Here is a 15,866-nt window from a genome sequence, read left to right on the forward strand (position 1 = left end):
TGTTATATGTATGATTCTGTTCTCCCGTGCCGCATTCCTGAGATCAATTTCAGAATGTAAACATGGGATATGCGGATGCTCATTTGTTGTATATCGATCATTTGGATTGGATTATAAAGCTTTTTTAAACGTTTTCGCAGAAAAAGAGACATATGTCCTACAGGCGGAAAGCATGGTGTGCAACTATGAAATGCCGAATTGGGATTACGGTCTGATAGAGAGGGTTTGTTTACAGGGAAGTCAAAAAGCCCGTTTATCGCGAGCTTCAAGACTTTCTATAGGGGATCTGGCTGACAAATTTAGTTCTTGGTGCATTGGTTACTGGACGTTCGGCGAAAAACGTTTATAATGAATACCAAAAAGCGGAAGAAATGTATCCAAGGGAGAGCAAAAGAGTCATAAAATTGACTGGGTACTATAAATAAAACCATGGAATGGTCCCCCTCTCAAACTTTTTGTATTCAGATGGGGATTCAGACTGATTGCTATGTCATCGAATCGAATAATAGTTTACTGGAGGAAATACAATGAAACGTGTATATCTTTTATTCTTATTAGTTATTGTATTTACTCTTAGTGCATGTCAAGAGACTGAACGTAATATGGGGATAAGTGAGGAATCAACTGCGGTTGCGGTAGGGGACAACCATACCGAAAATGATGAGGTTTCAGATAGCTTATTGAGTGTGAATAAATCTAATGATTCATCTAATTTTTTGACTATAGAACCAAACAATCTGTCAACATTGGATTTCGAGAAAGCATATAAATTATGTACAGAGGCCTTATCAGGATATTATAAGTCCATCTGGAACGGAATTCAGATGGACGTCAGCAAATATATTGATAATCCGAATCTTAAGCAGTATACGGAAAAAAAGATCACCTCACAACATAATCTGTTTCGCAAAAATAATCTTACCTCTAATCAAATAAAAGAAATCAAGATTGGCGCTGAAAAAGTAGATTATGTTGAAGGTGACAACAGTTTTTTCTATCTAAAATTAAATGCACGTATTACGAAGGATGTAGGGAGCTATGCTGAACCTACTGAATTTCTGGTACAAAATATGAATGGGAAATTAGTGATTGCAGACTGGTACACCTTTGGAAAGGATAGTTACGATTCCACTGTCCGAGGAGAAAATCAAAATATAAATAATCCATATATATGGAACGAAAGAGAATGGGTAGATAAAATTAAACAGTGAATAATACTCATCTATTATTATCAAACCTTACTACAGAAGCCCTTGTTAGTGGGCTTTTTTTGTTTTTCTAAAAAAAGCATAAATTTTGTTAACCTTATATAACCTTTTGATGTACTTGTTTATCTAAAAGCTATATAGAGTCTTTAAAAGGAGATGTTCCTGCTCATCCCTCGATTGTGATTGTACAAGCATAGTAAAATGCCGCCTGAAGCTTTTAGACTCCATGCGGCCATCGCCCAATTTATACATTCAAGCTTAAGTCGAGCTATCATCCCCCGTCTCCACCGAATTCTCCTCATAACTAATCCAGTCGCTCCAGCTTCCGGAATACAGCTTCACATTCGAGTACCCCGCTTCTTCCAGCGCAATCACGTTCGGGCAGGCGGAAACACCGGAACCGCAGTACACGATAATGGAATCATCTTTCTCCAGCTTCGCGAACCGCTCCTCCAACGCTTCAACACCAGACCAGCGACCATCTTTACCAAGCACGTCTTTCCAAAAATAGTTCACCGCTCCCGGAATATGTCCGGCCTTGGCATCGATCGGTTCCTCCAGCCCCGCATAACGGCGGGCATCACGGGAGTCGATGAGCACGGCGCTGCCGCTGTCTGATGCTTGCTGCACATCCGTAACACCTGCCAGCATTTGCGGTTGCAGCTTCACGTCAAATGAAGACGGAATCTGTACCGGTACGTCCGTTGTCACCGGGAACTTGGCGTTTTGCCAAGCGGTGAAACCTTCGTCCATAACATATACTTGTTCATGACCCATATAACGCAGCAGCCACCACAGACGCGAGGCGTTCATACCGCCTTGATCGTCATAAGCAACAATCCGACTATTGGAGCCGATGCCAGCTTTGGAGAGACGACTTGCGAGCACAGCCGGATCAGGGAGCGGATGGCGCCCGCCATGCTCGGTTACTGGGGCAGAGAGATCCTTTTCGAGATCAAGGTAAACGGCCCCCGGAATATGTCCAGTTTCATAAGCGAGCCGCCCGGCATCGGGCTGTCCCAGCAGGAAACGGCAATCTGCGATGACGACATCTGGTTCGTACATTCTGGCGAGCAGCCAGCGCATGGATACAATATTTTTCATAACAACACACCGCCTTCATATGTAATAAGCTGTACTCAATGCAGCCGGAGTCTGCTTCATGCGCGCCCCGGTGTTTGTTTATCCATCCATATCATTTTCTTAGAAAATAAAGTTAAATCAATGAAAAGCTGTTATACTATTTTAGGTTCAACAGGACCTGAAGCCGTGATGGGCGCATCAGCCGGAATGGGCTGGGGTTTGGTTTTGCCGTAACGAATGAAGACCCATACGCCGAACAGGATGACGACACCAGCTGACATTTGAAGTGTGCTCAGTGACTCTCCCAGAAGTACCCAAGCCAACAGGGATGAGAATACAGGTTCTCCGAGAACACCCATCGATACAGTCGTCGCGTTCATATACTGCAGCAGCCAGTTAAATAGATAATGTCCGAAGATCGTAGGTACGATAGCAAGCAGCAGGAAGATCCCCCATTCTGAAGCCGCATAACCCCCGAACGGATGACCCATGGCCAGATTGTAAACGGCGAACGTACAGGCTGCGACGAGAAACACCCAGAAATTATATGAAAATGCACTGAGTCCTGTTCGCAAAAATTGACCCAAAAGCATATGCACAGCTACCGCCATCGTGCCGAGCAAGGATAGAATGTCCCCCTGCAGCGCAGTGCCTGCCACCTGGAAATCTCCAGCACCAATGATGATGGACCCTAGCAGAGCAATACCCATACCAATGAGCATCATGCGGTTGATTTTGGCTTTGAACAGCCATACCGAACCTGCGAGAATCAGAATGGGCTCCAGAGCAAGGATCACAGTGGAACTTGCGACACTGGTCAATCTGAGCGATCCCATCCAGAGCAGAAAATGCAGGGCCAGCATCACGCCGGAAGCGATCAGTAAGATCCACTGGCGGAAATTCAGGCGCATCATCTCATGTCTGTGCGGCCAGATGAACGGAAGCATAAGCAGATTGGTTAAAAACAAGCGATACATGGCAACGACCGCAACATCTGCGTCAGACCAGCGTACAAAAATAGAGGAGAATGAAATTGCAATTATGCCGACAACAAATAACACATAAATGGATCTGCCGGCACGGTTCAGGCTTGTCATTGGTGCAGCTCCTTTAATAAAAAATAAGATCACCTAAATCACCTCATTATACAGGAGAAGATCAGCACAGGGAAGATGTCCACAGCGGAAAGAATGCCAGATTACGAATGAGTGCAGCTGTACTGCGAAGTTAGAGGAATATAAGCAAGAGATAAGCAATTTGTAACCGGGCTTGTAACTATTCTGTCATTCACAGAGCCTGGTTTTCTATTAATCTTCTATATATAGACATGAATCGAGAGAATATTCCATTCATCGGGAAAAAATGAAAGTTAGGAAGTGGCCAGGTCGTGAGAGTACAACAAGAAACAACGCGAGAGTATGGAAATGCAGTTCGCAGCGTAAGTCGCAAACAAACCCATAGAAGAAGAAAAATCCGCTACGGCAGATTAAGTGCGGCGCTTATGCTGCTGATACTGCTTGTTACGGGATTAACATATGCGTTTATCGGTATGACTCATTGGATTAAATCGGTGGCAGCTCCGCCGCCCATTGCTGTAATTGAACAACCAGCCAAGCTGGGTATGATCCAGGTTACACCGGAGGCGAAGGAGGAACCGGCACGGTTTCTGGGGCAGGTTCGCAAAGTGGCATACATAACATTTGACGACGGGCCAAGTAAATTTACAGATCAGCTGCTGGATATTTTGAAACAGCATGAGGCGAAGGCAACCTTTTTCATGGTTGGACGCCAGTTGAATGAGCACCCGGATGCAGTGAAACGTTTGTACAAAGAAGGCAGCTATCCTGGGCTTCACAGCATGACCCATGACTATAAAAAGCTGTACAAAAGCGGAAGCTCCGCTAATTTTGTGAATGAGTTCAAAAAAGAGCAGGAAAAGGTAGAGAAACTGATCGGATACAAACCGCATCTTATCCGTGCTCCTTATGGAAGCAGTCCGCAGATCGGTGAAGCTTTCAGGGGAAATATCGCGGCGGCAGGATTCAAAATGTGGGACTGGACAACGGACTCACTGGACTGGAATCTTCCAGGTCAGCCAGACAAAATTGTAGACCGGGTGAGCAGCAGTGTACACCGGGATAAAGAAGTTATTTTGATGCATGAACGGGAACAGACGGTGCAGGCGCTGCCGCGCATTATGAAACTGCTGGAAGAACGGGGTTATGAGTTCGAAGTGTACGATCCGGATGCCCACTGGGTTGTCAATTTCAGTCATGATACTCGTCTGTAATGGATGAACGGCAAACATTACACAAACAAGATCGGGCCTTATGTAACTTTTGTGAAAATAAAATGCATATAATTTCAGCAAGACGAAGGCATAGGAATTTTATACGGTTAGGGTAAGAGAGGGAGAACAAATGGTAATAACGAGTAAAAAAATAGCATTGGCAGCATGCAGCTTACTGCTTGTGCTTCTGCTTAGCGGATGTGGAGAGCCGCAGGAGCCTGCAGCCAACCAGGTGGATCGATTGGTGCAGGGGGGGCAGGGGATTGACAAAAGTCTGAAGGAATTGTCTCGCTATGAAGAAGAGGATATGGCACTATATAAATCCATTTTAAGCAAAGGCCAGAATAAAAATAGCGATATTGAAGCACTGCTGGATCAAGCACAAGCTCATATTCAGGAACGAAGAGCACTGCTGGAGAAGACCCGTAAGGAAATGCAGGATACGGATGAGAAAACCGAAGCGCTGCGCCATTCTCTTAAGGAACTTACCATTGAGAAAGAAGAGACGCTTGCCCACGCGGGAAAAGTGCTGGATCAATATGAGGCAAGGGCCAGAACATTTGAGCTGTTTACTGCCTCTTACGGACACAGTCTGGACGCGGAAGAGAAGCTGTACGGCCTAATGCGCGCAAGTTCGAAACCAAATCTGGCTCAAATTAAACGTGCTATTCGGACACGCAATGAAGAGTACGCCAAACTGGCTGAAGTGCGAAAACAATTCAACCTGCAGACTCAAGCGTTTAACGCGGCTCATGCACAATTGGTGAAGCTGGATCAAGCAGGTTGAGGATGGAAGCCAGGCCCACGAATACCGTTTATACGTGATTGAGCTGTCTGCCTTCCGTGTAAGTAATATTAAGCGAGGCTGTATAAATAGAACGAATCTTTAGTCTTTGCACAGGAGCGGCGATGGGTAGGCTGCTCTGTTATGGAAGTGATTGTGTGAGGCATGGTTAATTCCACGTGTACAGCGGCATGGATAAGCAGCATTGCGTATAAGCTAACGGAGGTGTTCATATGCGAAAAGGGAATACAACAAAGGTAAGCACCACACTGGTGGTACTGCTAATGGGATTCTCGCTTGTGGCTTGCGGGAGCACTGCACCCGAAATTCAGCCATCTGTGAACAATACGAAAGAGTCGTCACCAGTACCGGAGCAGCAGACGGAAGAACGTAATGTCATCGAAGCCGAGGGTATTCTGACTGGCTGGGCAGATCCACATACGGTCGAGATTCGAGTGAAGGACCAAGCAATGTCCTTCCAGGTAGAGGAAGAGATGCAGAAGTCATTAGATGATATCGATGATGAGGATTCGGTTCGTTTCAAATATGTAGAAAGATCGGTGGATGCATCGACCAAACAGCTGGTGCTCACCGGAATTACGAAAATTGGCTCACCTGCCAAGGATAACAGTGGTGCTGGGGAGGAAGATGCGGTAACCTCGGATCGCCCCAAAACGTCAGAGCTGGAAGTCACTGTGGAAGGAATCACCGAGAAACGGCCGGCAGCCTTGGCACAGGCTGAGGGATATTCGTTTTATATTTTGGAGCCCATGGCTTTTGATGCAAAAGAACATGAGTTAACGATGAAGGTTAACCCCGCGTACAAGGTAGGGATCGAGAAACTGCCTGCGGATTTCAATCTGGATAATTTGAAAATGAATGCGAAAGAAGAATTATCGAAGACCGGAGAGGTAAAACAAGTAACAGGTGAACAGCTCAGCAGCGGACCTATGAAAGATGCGAGACTGTTCATGATGTCGCAGAACGAGAAGAAGACGCAGTATGTTATCGTCAAAGAATTGGACGGAAATGGATTTATCTTCCATGTTAATGCGCCGGTTGGTGAACCTTCTGAAGGATTCCTTCCGATGGTGTATGCTTCGGTGAACACGATTATGAATGAATAGACTAGATCATCCATCATAGTGAACAGCGTGTTTCCTTACAAAGGGGAAAGACGCTGTTTTATTTTATGCAGCTTGACGACATGAAGAGCTGGAAAGAACAGAGCTGCCGTGCATAGGTTCCTCCCGGCTCTTTGTCGTATACATGATACTGTTGGTTGGATTATATGCTGCATCCGTAGGTTGAATGGCAAGTCAAATGAGTGCGGTAGTAGACAGCCTGTACCCTTGAAGTTCTTGATAGCGGGTATTATCTGCTGATGAACAGAATGCGCTTCAAGGATAGCCATGCGTTCACGGATGGGAGCAGCAGGGCCGTCTTCACGAAAGAGATACTGCAGCTTCGCTCGATATAGGGTTCCTTATAATGAATGAAAGAATTGAATAAGCTTGTGATGTTTTATTCGCTTTACGCCGCATCAGAACATGTGGGAAAATGAGAGAATGCGTGCGCGAAGCCGTAAAAAATGCATTGGAAGTATAATGAGGCCATTGGTAGAAGCATGAGGAGCAGAGGAGGAAGTGGAATATGCTGCAAAGAGATCGTTTTGAAGGAAGTCTGATCGGACTTGCCGTGGGAGATGCGCTGGGCACTACTGTTGAATTCAGCAGCCCTGGCAGTTTTGAGCCTGTTACCGATATGGTGGGCGGCGGCGTTTTTGGATTAAAAGCGGGGGAGTGGACCGACGATACGTCCATGGCTTTATGTCTGGCGGAAAGTCTGGTGCGTCAGCAGGACTTCGATCCTGCGGATCAGATGCGCCGATACACGAACTGGTATAAGGTGGGGTATATGAGCAGTACGGGCAGCTGCTTTGATATAGGCGGAGCTACGCGAAGTGCACTGGAACGTTTTGCCCGAACCGGAGAAGCCTACAGTGGATCAACGGACCCGATGACAGCAGGCAACGGCTCTATTATGAGACTTGCTCCGATTGCTATGGCTTATGCTGACCAGCCGGAAGATGCTGTTCGTTATGCAGGACTGAGTTCCCGGACAACACATGCGGCTGTAGAAAGTGTAGAGGCCTGCGAAGTGCTGGCAGCTGTTCTTGTGGCAGGATTTCATGGAGCGGAGAAGACCGATATGCTGGCACCAGAGACGATGAAGCGCTGGCGGACGGAGAAGGGATCGTCTTTTTCGCCTGCGATTGAAGAAGTGGTTATGGGATCATATCAGCATAAAGAGCCGCCAGAGATTCAGGGCAGCGGTTATGTGGTACGTTCTCTGGAAGCTGCGCTGTGGGCGTTTGCGAAATCATCCAGCTTTTCGGATGGGCTGCTGCGGGCAGTGAATTTGGGAGATGATGCGGACACAACTGGTGCGGTATATGGTCAGATTGCGGGTGCATATTACGGGCGCAGCGGAATTCCTTCACATTGGCAGGACAGGCTGGCGATGAGAGATACGTTTGATCGATTAAATGATGCGTTATGGCTGAAAGCGGCAGGTCATGGCGTACAGAAGAAATAAAGCATAGTCAAAGTAAGAAAACAGAACGAAAAACAAAAAAAATACAAAACAAAAGAATACAGAGTAAAACAATAGACATATGAAAGACAGGAGAAGAGATCACATCATGAGCAGGACAGGACGTTTAAACGAAGAATCAACGGATACATCGGCAGAACATAGGGGGACGTCACACGTTTCAGAGCCTGGCAAAAGAAAGGCATTTCCTTTGTCTCTGCTGTGTTTGACAATCGGGGCATTCGCTATTGGCATGACGGAGTTTATCATTATGGGTCTGCTGCCTAATGTGGCAGCTGATCTAGATGTGAGCATTCCACAAGCGGGACAATTAATTACGGGTTATGCACTTGGTGTAGCCGTAGGTGCGCCAATACTAACGGTATTTACGCACAAGATTCCGCAGAAAAAACTGCTGGTGCTGCTGATGTGCATTTTTATCGTTGGCAACGCATTGTCAGTCATTGCCCCTACTTACGGGCTGCTTATCTCGGCACGTATCCTGACGGCATTTGCTCATGGTACGTTCCTTGGTGTGGGGTCAATCATGGCAACCAAGCTGGTGACACCCGATCGAAGAGCTGGCGCTGTATCGGTAGTGCTTGCCGGGCTGACCATTGCCAATATTATTGGTGTTCCATTTGGCACGTTTATCGGTCAACAGCTCGGCTGGCGTTCCTCGTTCGGGGCGATCACCATTCTGGGCATAATTTCACTGCTGGGGATTATTCGTTTTATTCCGGTTATTCCGCAAGGAACACCGGCTGACCTCGGACAGCAATTCCGCAATTTAATCCGCCCACAGGTGTTATTAGTGCTGCTTATCGGTGCTTTGGGCTGCGGCAGCTTATTCGCGGTTTTCACATATATTACGCCAATGCTGGTGGATATTAGCGGTTTTGCAGAACAAAACGTTACCTGGATTCTGGTACTGTTTGGCTTTGGAGTGACGCTGGGGAATATGGTCGGTGGCCGTCTTGCAGATTGGAAGCTTATGCCTTCGCTTATCGTTAACTTTGGCATTCTTGCCGTGCTGCTCGCTGCATTAACGCTGACGCTGCACAATCCATTTTTGGCGGTAGTCACCATATTTTTCTGGGGTGTTGCGGCCTTTGGCATTATGCCTGGACTTCAGATTCGTATTATGAATATGACGCGAGAAGCTCCGCTGCTTGCAACGACATCGAGCCACTCTGCATTTAATCTGGGGAATGCGGCCGGAGCTTATATTGGCGGATTTGCCATTACGCACACGGGACTGCTTTCAGTGCCGCTCTATGCCGCTGTGATTGCAGCGCTTGGCCTTCTTGGACTGCTGCTCAGTCTGTTAATGCATGACAAAAAGGGCGCGTCTGAAGGTGGAGATGTCATTCATCCCGTGTCGGCACAGTAGTTCAGCGCATTGTAAGGAAGTCTCCGGTCCTCTATAAAAAGAGAACTGGAGCTTTTTTTTACATAAGTTCGGAAGCGTTCTAAGAGCAAAAGCATGAAAACACTTTTCCACTAAAAGGTATATTTTTTGAAGTGAAAAGTATGATTATTCAAGTTTTTTGATCATGTATATGTCAATTAAGGTGATATAATGGAGTTGCAATTGGAATTGTTTGTAAAATTTGTCGGATGGATGTTTTTTTATTGTGCACCAAAGACTTTGGTAGAGACATGATTAGGTACAGAAGGGAGGAATTATATTTCATTATGTAAGGGCTTTCAATTTGGTTGTTGTTGAAGGGCTGGACCGTAAGGTGATTACGATTTGAAATCGAATGTTAAAGGAGAATGATATTGATGAAAAAACGTTTGTCTCGTATTGTGAGTCTTTCAATTGCTGCTGCACTCCTTGTGCCAACCATGGCATCTGCCGCAGAAACGGGTGAAAGTGCAGCTGCGGGCCCGACTCAGGCTGTTATTGATCTGGGAACGGAGAACGCTGCTGCCAGCAATGGACAAAATGCTCTGGCTAACAGTCAGGTTGTACCGGCACCACCGGGTTATGATGGCTATCGCAATAATATTCCGCATGGGAATATGAACCTCATTACCTATAATTCAACGACGGTTGGCAATGCACGGAAAGCGATGGTGTATACGCCGCCTGGATATTCACCTAATAAAAAGTACAGCGTGCTGTACCTCCTGCATGGTATTGGCGGGGATGAGTACGAGTGGGCTAATGCGATGAAGCCGAAGAACATTCTGGACAACCTGTATTCGGAAGGCAAACTGTCTCAGATGATCGTGGTTATGCCGAATGGCCGTGCAATGAAGGATGATCGCCCTGTTGGTGACATTTTTGCACCCGATAAAGTGGCGGCATTTGAGCGTTTCGAGCAGGATCTGCTGAAGGACCTCATTCCTCATATTGAGGCAAACTATCCTGTTTACAAAGACAAGAACAATCGTGCACTTGCCGGTCTGTCCATGGGTGGCGGACAATCTCTCAACTTTGGGTTGAAGAATCTGGATACGTTCGCTTATGTAGGTGCCTTCTCGGCAGCACCGAATACGAAGCCTGTGAACCAATTGATCACGAATCCTGGACAGGCTGCCAGCAAACTGAAATTGCTCTGGATATCCTGCGGCGGAAGTGATGGCCTGTTGTGGGTGAGCCAGAACTTTAAAAATGGTCTTAGCAGTATGAACGTTCCACACATTTGGTATCAAGATGTAGGCGGACATGAGCCAAAAGTTTGGAACAGCGGCCTTTATCAGTTCTCGCAGCGTATTTTTAAATAGTTCACAATCTCCATCTAAAAGTATCATTCGAAGGTTCAATTTCAAGCATTCTCTGTTATTATGGGTGCATGCGTTCGAATGATGATCAGCCTCAGGCCTGTCTTGTGCAGCGCCTGGGGCTTTATGTATTTTTATTCGACGCAGATGCTGACGCTGGTAGGGCGGAAAGAGGTTACGCCGGATTAAGATTAAGACGACTTCAGTCCTTGTGGGGCAGCAGCAGATGGGAAGGGTAGATAGTATAGTATACAATGAAATGTACATAGACATATACATGAAAGAGAGGCATGCAATCACGATGTTTTATTATAAAGGGGCATTTCGGGAAACAGACAATGTTATCTATTTCAAAAGCGAGGTTCCGCTGGCGCAGCATGACGTAGTTCTGTTTGGGGAAAGAACATATTTTATTGAAAGCGTGGAAAAAGAGTTTCTGCTGCTGCAGCGAGTAGGTTCCATCATTACCGTGAGTGTGTGAAATAGATTTCCCTTAAGGTATGTGTTCTTCTGCAAGTTTCGTTTATTTCCAGACAGATTTAAATGTACGTGCACTTCTGGGCCCCTGCCCACATACAATAGATCGACCCTGTTCCCTCATGAGCTCAGGCCAGATCGCGTTGTAAAACTGCAGGAGGTGTCATCTGTGCCCGGATTGTTTACCGCAATAGCCCTGTTCATTAAAGAATTAACGTTACTCGTTTCGTATGTCAAAAATAATGCGTTTCCCCAGCCGCTTGCTGAGGATGACGAAGCCAAACATCTGCGCCTCATGGCTGAAGGCAATGCCCACTCGCGCAATCTGCTTATTGAACACAATCTGCGTCTTGTGGCGCATATCGTCAAAAAGTTTGACAATACTGGCGAAGATCAGGAGGACCTGATTTCAATCGGGACGATCGGTTTGATCAAAGCCATCGAGAGCTTTCAGCAAGGAAAAGGTACCAAGCTGGCCACATTTGCTGCGAGATGTATTGAAAACGAAATCCTGATGCATCTAAGATCACTGAAGAAAACACGCAAAGACGTATCTCTTCATGATCCTATCGGTACGGATAAAGAAGGAAATGAAATAACACCCACATCATAGACGTGGGTGTAGATATACTTCAAAGTCCGCCCCCTGCTGGGGTTTTTCTTTTTTATAGACGACTTTATGCAATACGGATTTTAACAGCTTATTACGTTTGACTGGATCGTCTGTTTCATAATAAGACTTGACCACAGACTCTGCAATGGGGATTACATTATGCTGAGCCTTCTGTTTTCTTTGTTCCAGGCTGATCTCCTGTATAGTTCGTTCAATCGCGTGCTCGGCAGATGAGATGCGTTCAGACAAGTTTTGGGACCGTTCAAGGAAAACATCCTCCGTGTATATGCCTCGCTCCAAAAAATCATAAAGACGTTCTTTTTGTGAATCTAATTCCTTCAACTCTTTCTCTAGAGCATCAAGTGCCGTTTGTCTAAAATCAATAGATTCATCCGGAGCTTTATGTTCTCGCTTACTCCACTTTACTTTATAGTCCGCCAGCCATTCCTCCAAGCCTTCAATGATCTTGGCTTCGACCAGCTTATATTGACTACTCCTAGTGTTGCAAGAGGGCGTGTTGCAGCGCAAGTGCGCGGGCAGACTCGTATAAGGGCGATAGACCATCGTCATACCACAGTTATGACACTTCACCAGGCCCGCCAAAGCCGTTGTTATTTTCGGTTTCCCATTTTCGTCGAGCTGATAAGGTGCATGGTAGCTACTCGAGATCCGTTCTTGAGCTTTAGCAAAGGTTACTTCATCAATAATAGCTTCGTGCTTCCCTTGCACACTGATCCAGTCTTGGGTATCACGCGTGCGTACAGTGCGCCTTTTGCCGGGTTCTGTACTTTTTTTCGTCTGCTTCTTTTTCCATTGTATCTTGCCGGTATAAACGGCGTTCTTGAGTATATTTAATACCGTAGAAGGAATCCAGTCTTTCCCTGTTGCAGAAGGTATTTTCAGAGCATTCAGAGCAGTGGCAATTTTGCTGGAACCTTTCTGATGTTCGGGATCGGAATGCACGTACCATTCAAATATTTGTCTCACAATAGGCGCCTGGATAGGATGGGGCTTCAATGTTCTACCGTTCGTTAAGTCTTCAATCTCGTAACCATAAGGTGGACGCGTTCCAAGATAATTACCTTCTTCCACCGATCGCACACGGCCCCCTTGCATCCGGCGTGTGATGATCTTGAGCTCTTTACGAGCCATGAAGGCTTCGAACTCACTGTATTCCTCGTCAAATTCATCGTGCAAATCATACGTCTTTCGAGGGGTGATGATTTTGGTATCGGCATTCCGAAAAGTCTCCAGTATCAAGCCTTGTTCTTGCATGTTACCGCGCCCGAAACGGTCGATATCCATGACCAGGACGGCATCATACAGTTTGGCTTCCACGTCTTTCAGCAATTTGAGCATTTGAGGGCGGTGAACCAAGCTTTCCCCGCTCACAATTTCCTCATAGATTTCTATGATATTAGCGCTAACATAACGCGCATGCTTCAGGAGAGCTTTTCTATGCTTAGCTAAGGTTTCACCTTCTCCACGGCGTTCTGCTTCTTCATCTGCACGAGATTTTCTAAGATAAATGGCAGCTTTCATTTGTACCTCCTGTAAGACTTGTTCCTATATAGTTTACTGTATGTTTGTTCGTTTCACGACTATATCAATCCACAAAAAAGAAAAGCCCCGAAGGGCTTAATGTTATTATGAATTATCATCTAACCATTGATTAGCCCAGATGTGAGCTCCGCCAGCTGCTAGTGCAAAGAGAACAGATAATACAACACTTGCAGCTGTGCTATCGAACCAATGGCCAATTATCCAACCTACATAACCACAGGCTAATGATAATAAAACTAAAATTAATATTCGCAGCGGTTTAATCATTAAAGCGATCATAGTAACTACAATTGCTCCTCCAAATACCCACCAAGACGTATAATAAATACCCAGAACAACTGAAATGATGAATATTTCAGTAAAAAGCCACGTTACTCCATTGTCGCTTTCTTTAGCTTCATTAACACCTTTTCTTATCTCATTTTTCAAATAGACTACCTCCCTTGGGGTTATTCTGATGAAACTGCAACTTCTAAATATCCAGATGAAAAGGGATTAGCATCATTATTGACTGGCTGTTTCACTTTTCGCATAGCAAGACTTTCTCTGTATTGTTCTGCATCTGCGTTTCTTATAAATTCGGCAGTATTATCATGATTTTTTAATACAACATCTTCAATCTCTTTTAGAGTAACACGGAAAAACTCTCTTCTTGAATTGACTAGATTAAGTTTGCGATCATCAAAGGCTCTATGCAAAGTTGCTTCTAATTTGGGGGCATCGTTTGAAAATATCATTGCATGCACGTCGAAATTAAACGGAACTGAAGCGTCTCCTAACTCGTGGACTCTATCGTACGGATCAAGACGGCGAGTCATGCCAATCTTGTAAACATTCTCTCCGAAGGAACCAATATTTGAAATTACATAAACATATCCGGCGCGTTGGTTTGCTTCGCGATAATCTATATCAGCAGTTTGCTTTTCAATTTCAGTAAGACTCTCTGATAATTCAGAGATCTTAGCTCTTAAAAGGGCAGCTTCGGCTTCATCGGAGCAATTTTCTAGTTGTTTTTCAACTTTTTGAAGCGCGTTTGAGTAATGCTTTCGCTCTTTCTCAATGTTTTTTCTTAGATCTTCTATCTCTTTTTGGAGTTTGGCTTCTTCTCGCATTTGTTCGCGGATTTGCTTCTGTTCTTCTTTCTCTTGTTGTTTTTTCTCTTTATATTCATGGGCGAGATAAAGCTCTAAGAACTTCAATTTGAGATAGTATTCAGAAATACAAACTTGCATTATTTTTCCCAGTTTATTTAAAGTATCAAACGAACTATTAATACGTTTTTCGCAGATTTGTATATTGTTGAATTTTACATTGCTGATACAGGAATCACACTCATTATTGAAAGAGCGTAATACAATTTTAACCATATCATTAACCATTTTTTTGCCCTGAGCTTTACTATTATTGACTGACCAATCTGTACTACCTACGCATGCAGTTCCATTCTTTATCATTTCTTTCTGTTCGTTTCTTATTAACTCCAATTTTTCTTTGTAGATAGCGCTATTTTGGAAGTCATATCTAGGTTCGTATAATGAAAATGATTCTAGGAGTATTTGATCATCCATAGCAAGTAGAGAGTTATTCTTTTCTTCATAAATTCTTTGAATTGATGATAAATGTTCTTCATAATCCATAATCGTAGTATGTAAACTTTCTTTTTCTTGGGACAATTTTCTGATTTCTTTCTGAATTTCTATCAACTGAACGTGCTCAGGACGAAGCAAATCTTTTAAAGAGTTGTTTTCTTCTTGAGTAATTCGAAGTTCCTCTTTTATTTTTTTTAATCTGAATACATCAAAAATGCTCATATTAAATCTCCTTATTATTGTATTTTGAAAGCAAGTTGTATTGTCTCACCTCGTAATTTTCAGAAACACGAGGTGAGGGATGAGAAGAAATAACATCACAAATAAGTCATTTTACCGTCAAATCTCAGTCTTATTATCTACCTAAATTCTTCCTGTCAGCCATTTACCTCCTACATCACAAATGCTAGAATTTTATGAGCACACTTGTTCTTGTGAAACCTATAAATGGGAGCGGAAGTGATAGTATGAATGATGACAAATTAAAAGAGGAAATATTTATTGTTTTCAAGGAACTAGGATGGGAGATCCCTAAATCTATTCTTGATTTGCTTTATAACGTGCATAAGAAATGATCTCTCTTATTGTTTCATCTGAAAGTTCTTTACCATGGTGAACAAAATTATCTTTAATAAACTTGTGAGCTTGCTCGTCAGATAGTTCAATAGCTTTTAGAAAATTCTTAGTATTGGTAGAAATTTTATTAGTAGTTTCTGTGTTTCCATATAACCAGTCAATTGATACCTCATAAAGTTGAGCTAAAATTTTTAACGTATCCATATCAGGTTGACTTACTCCGTTTTCGTACCCACTAAGAGTTTTATTATTTATCCCTGTTTTCTCCTTAACTTGCGTTTGACGCAAGTTTTTTTTCTCTCTCGCTTCTCGCAAGCGTTCTCCTATTGAAGACATAAGAACACCTCCTAACCTA

Annotated in this window: 14 protein-coding genes and 1 pseudogene; 9 read left to right on the forward strand and 6 right to left on the reverse strand. The window is 44.3% G+C overall.

The features are described 5' to 3' along the window. Positions 1-527 precede the first annotated feature (527 nt). A complete protein-coding gene (locus tag ABXS70_RS04905) occupies positions 528-1,211 on the forward strand; it encodes a hypothetical protein (protein WP_342552201.1) in 684 nt (227 codons plus the stop codon). A 255-nt stretch (positions 1,212-1,466) separates the two neighbouring features. Here ABXS70_RS04905 and ABXS70_RS04910 read toward each other — a convergent pair whose 3' ends face one another. Both ABXS70_RS04910 and ABXS70_RS04915 read right to left on the reverse strand, forming a co-directional pair. Then, positions 1,467-2,312, reverse strand: coding sequence for a sulfurtransferase (locus ABXS70_RS04910; RefSeq protein ID WP_366294284.1), 846 nt, complete (start codon positions 2,310-2,312; stop codon positions 1,467-1,469). A 131-nt stretch (positions 2,313-2,443) separates the two neighbouring features. Continuing rightward, positions 2,444-3,388: a DMT family transporter gene (locus ABXS70_RS04915; protein ID WP_366296542.1), complete on the reverse strand. Its 945-nt coding sequence runs from the start codon at positions 3,386-3,388 to the stop codon at positions 2,444-2,446. Positions 3,389-3,678: 290 nt separating this feature from the next. On the opposite strand from ABXS70_RS04915, the gene ABXS70_RS04920 reads away from it, so the two are divergent. From ABXS70_RS04920 to sigK, 8 genes and pseudogenes are all read left to right on the forward strand, one after another. Further along, positions 3,679-4,581 (forward strand): polysaccharide deacetylase family protein, encoded by a 903-nt coding sequence (locus ABXS70_RS04920; RefSeq protein ID WP_342552199.1) that lies wholly within the window; start codon positions 3,679-3,681, stop codon positions 4,579-4,581. Between the two features lie 130 nt (positions 4,582-4,711). Then, positions 4,712-5,368: a YkyA family protein gene (locus ABXS70_RS04925; protein ID WP_342552198.1), complete on the forward strand. Its 657-nt coding sequence runs from the start codon at positions 4,712-4,714 to the stop codon at positions 5,366-5,368. A 230-nt stretch (positions 5,369-5,598) separates the two neighbouring features. Then, complete coding sequence (locus tag ABXS70_RS04930) at positions 5,599-6,492, forward strand: hypothetical protein (protein ID WP_342552197.1); 894 nt, start codon at positions 5,599-5,601, stop codon at positions 6,490-6,492. A gap of 526 nt (positions 6,493-7,018) precedes the next feature. Continuing rightward, a complete protein-coding gene (locus ABXS70_RS04935; protein WP_342552196.1) occupies positions 7,019-7,963 on the forward strand; it encodes an ADP-ribosylglycohydrolase family protein in 945 nt (314 codons plus the stop codon). A 106-nt stretch (positions 7,964-8,069) separates the two neighbouring features. Next, entirely contained in the window at positions 8,070-9,353 is a 1,284-nt protein-coding gene (locus tag ABXS70_RS04940) for an MFS transporter (protein WP_342552195.1), read from the forward strand. A gap of 395 nt (positions 9,354-9,748) precedes the next feature. After that, entirely contained in the window at positions 9,749-10,696 is a 948-nt protein-coding gene (locus ABXS70_RS04945; RefSeq protein WP_342552194.1) for an alpha/beta hydrolase-fold protein, read from the forward strand. Positions 10,697-10,994: 298 nt separating this feature from the next. Continuing rightward, positions 10,995-11,174 carry a hypothetical protein gene (locus ABXS70_RS04950; protein ID WP_342552193.1) on the forward strand — a complete coding sequence of 60 codons (180 nt, stop codon included), beginning with the start codon at positions 10,995-10,997 and terminating at the stop codon, positions 11,172-11,174. A gap of 165 nt (positions 11,175-11,339) precedes the next feature. Continuing rightward, positions 11,340-11,771 (forward strand): annotated as a pseudogene (sigK, locus tag ABXS70_RS04955) (RNA polymerase sporulation sigma factor SigK); the annotation flags it as partial. A 6-nt stretch (positions 11,772-11,777) separates the two neighbouring features. Here sigK and ABXS70_RS04960 read toward each other — a convergent pair. The 4 genes from ABXS70_RS04960 to ABXS70_RS04975 form a co-directional block, all read right to left on the reverse strand. Further along, positions 11,778-13,325 carry a recombinase family protein gene (locus ABXS70_RS04960; protein ID WP_366294291.1) on the reverse strand — a complete coding sequence of 516 codons (1,548 nt, stop codon included), beginning with the start codon at positions 13,323-13,325 and terminating at the stop codon, positions 11,778-11,780. 105 nt (positions 13,326-13,430) lie between these two features. Continuing rightward, a complete protein-coding gene (locus ABXS70_RS04965) occupies positions 13,431-13,775 on the reverse strand; it encodes a hypothetical protein (RefSeq protein ID WP_110896477.1) in 345 nt (114 codons plus the stop codon). Between the two features lie 20 nt (positions 13,776-13,795). Further along, complete coding sequence (locus ABXS70_RS04970) at positions 13,796-15,157, reverse strand: DUF4041 domain-containing protein (RefSeq protein WP_366294294.1); 1,362 nt, start codon at positions 15,155-15,157, stop codon at positions 13,796-13,798. 315 nt (positions 15,158-15,472) lie between these two features. Beyond that, positions 15,473-15,847 carry a helix-turn-helix transcriptional regulator gene (locus tag ABXS70_RS04975; RefSeq protein ID WP_110896479.1) on the reverse strand — a complete coding sequence of 125 codons (375 nt, stop codon included), beginning with the start codon at positions 15,845-15,847 and terminating at the stop codon, positions 15,473-15,475. Positions 15,848-15,866: the final 19 nt, after the last annotated feature.

It is taken from the genome of Paenibacillus sp. AN1007, from assembly GCF_040702995.1.
GTDB lineage: Bacteria > Bacillota > Bacilli > Paenibacillales > Paenibacillaceae > Paenibacillus.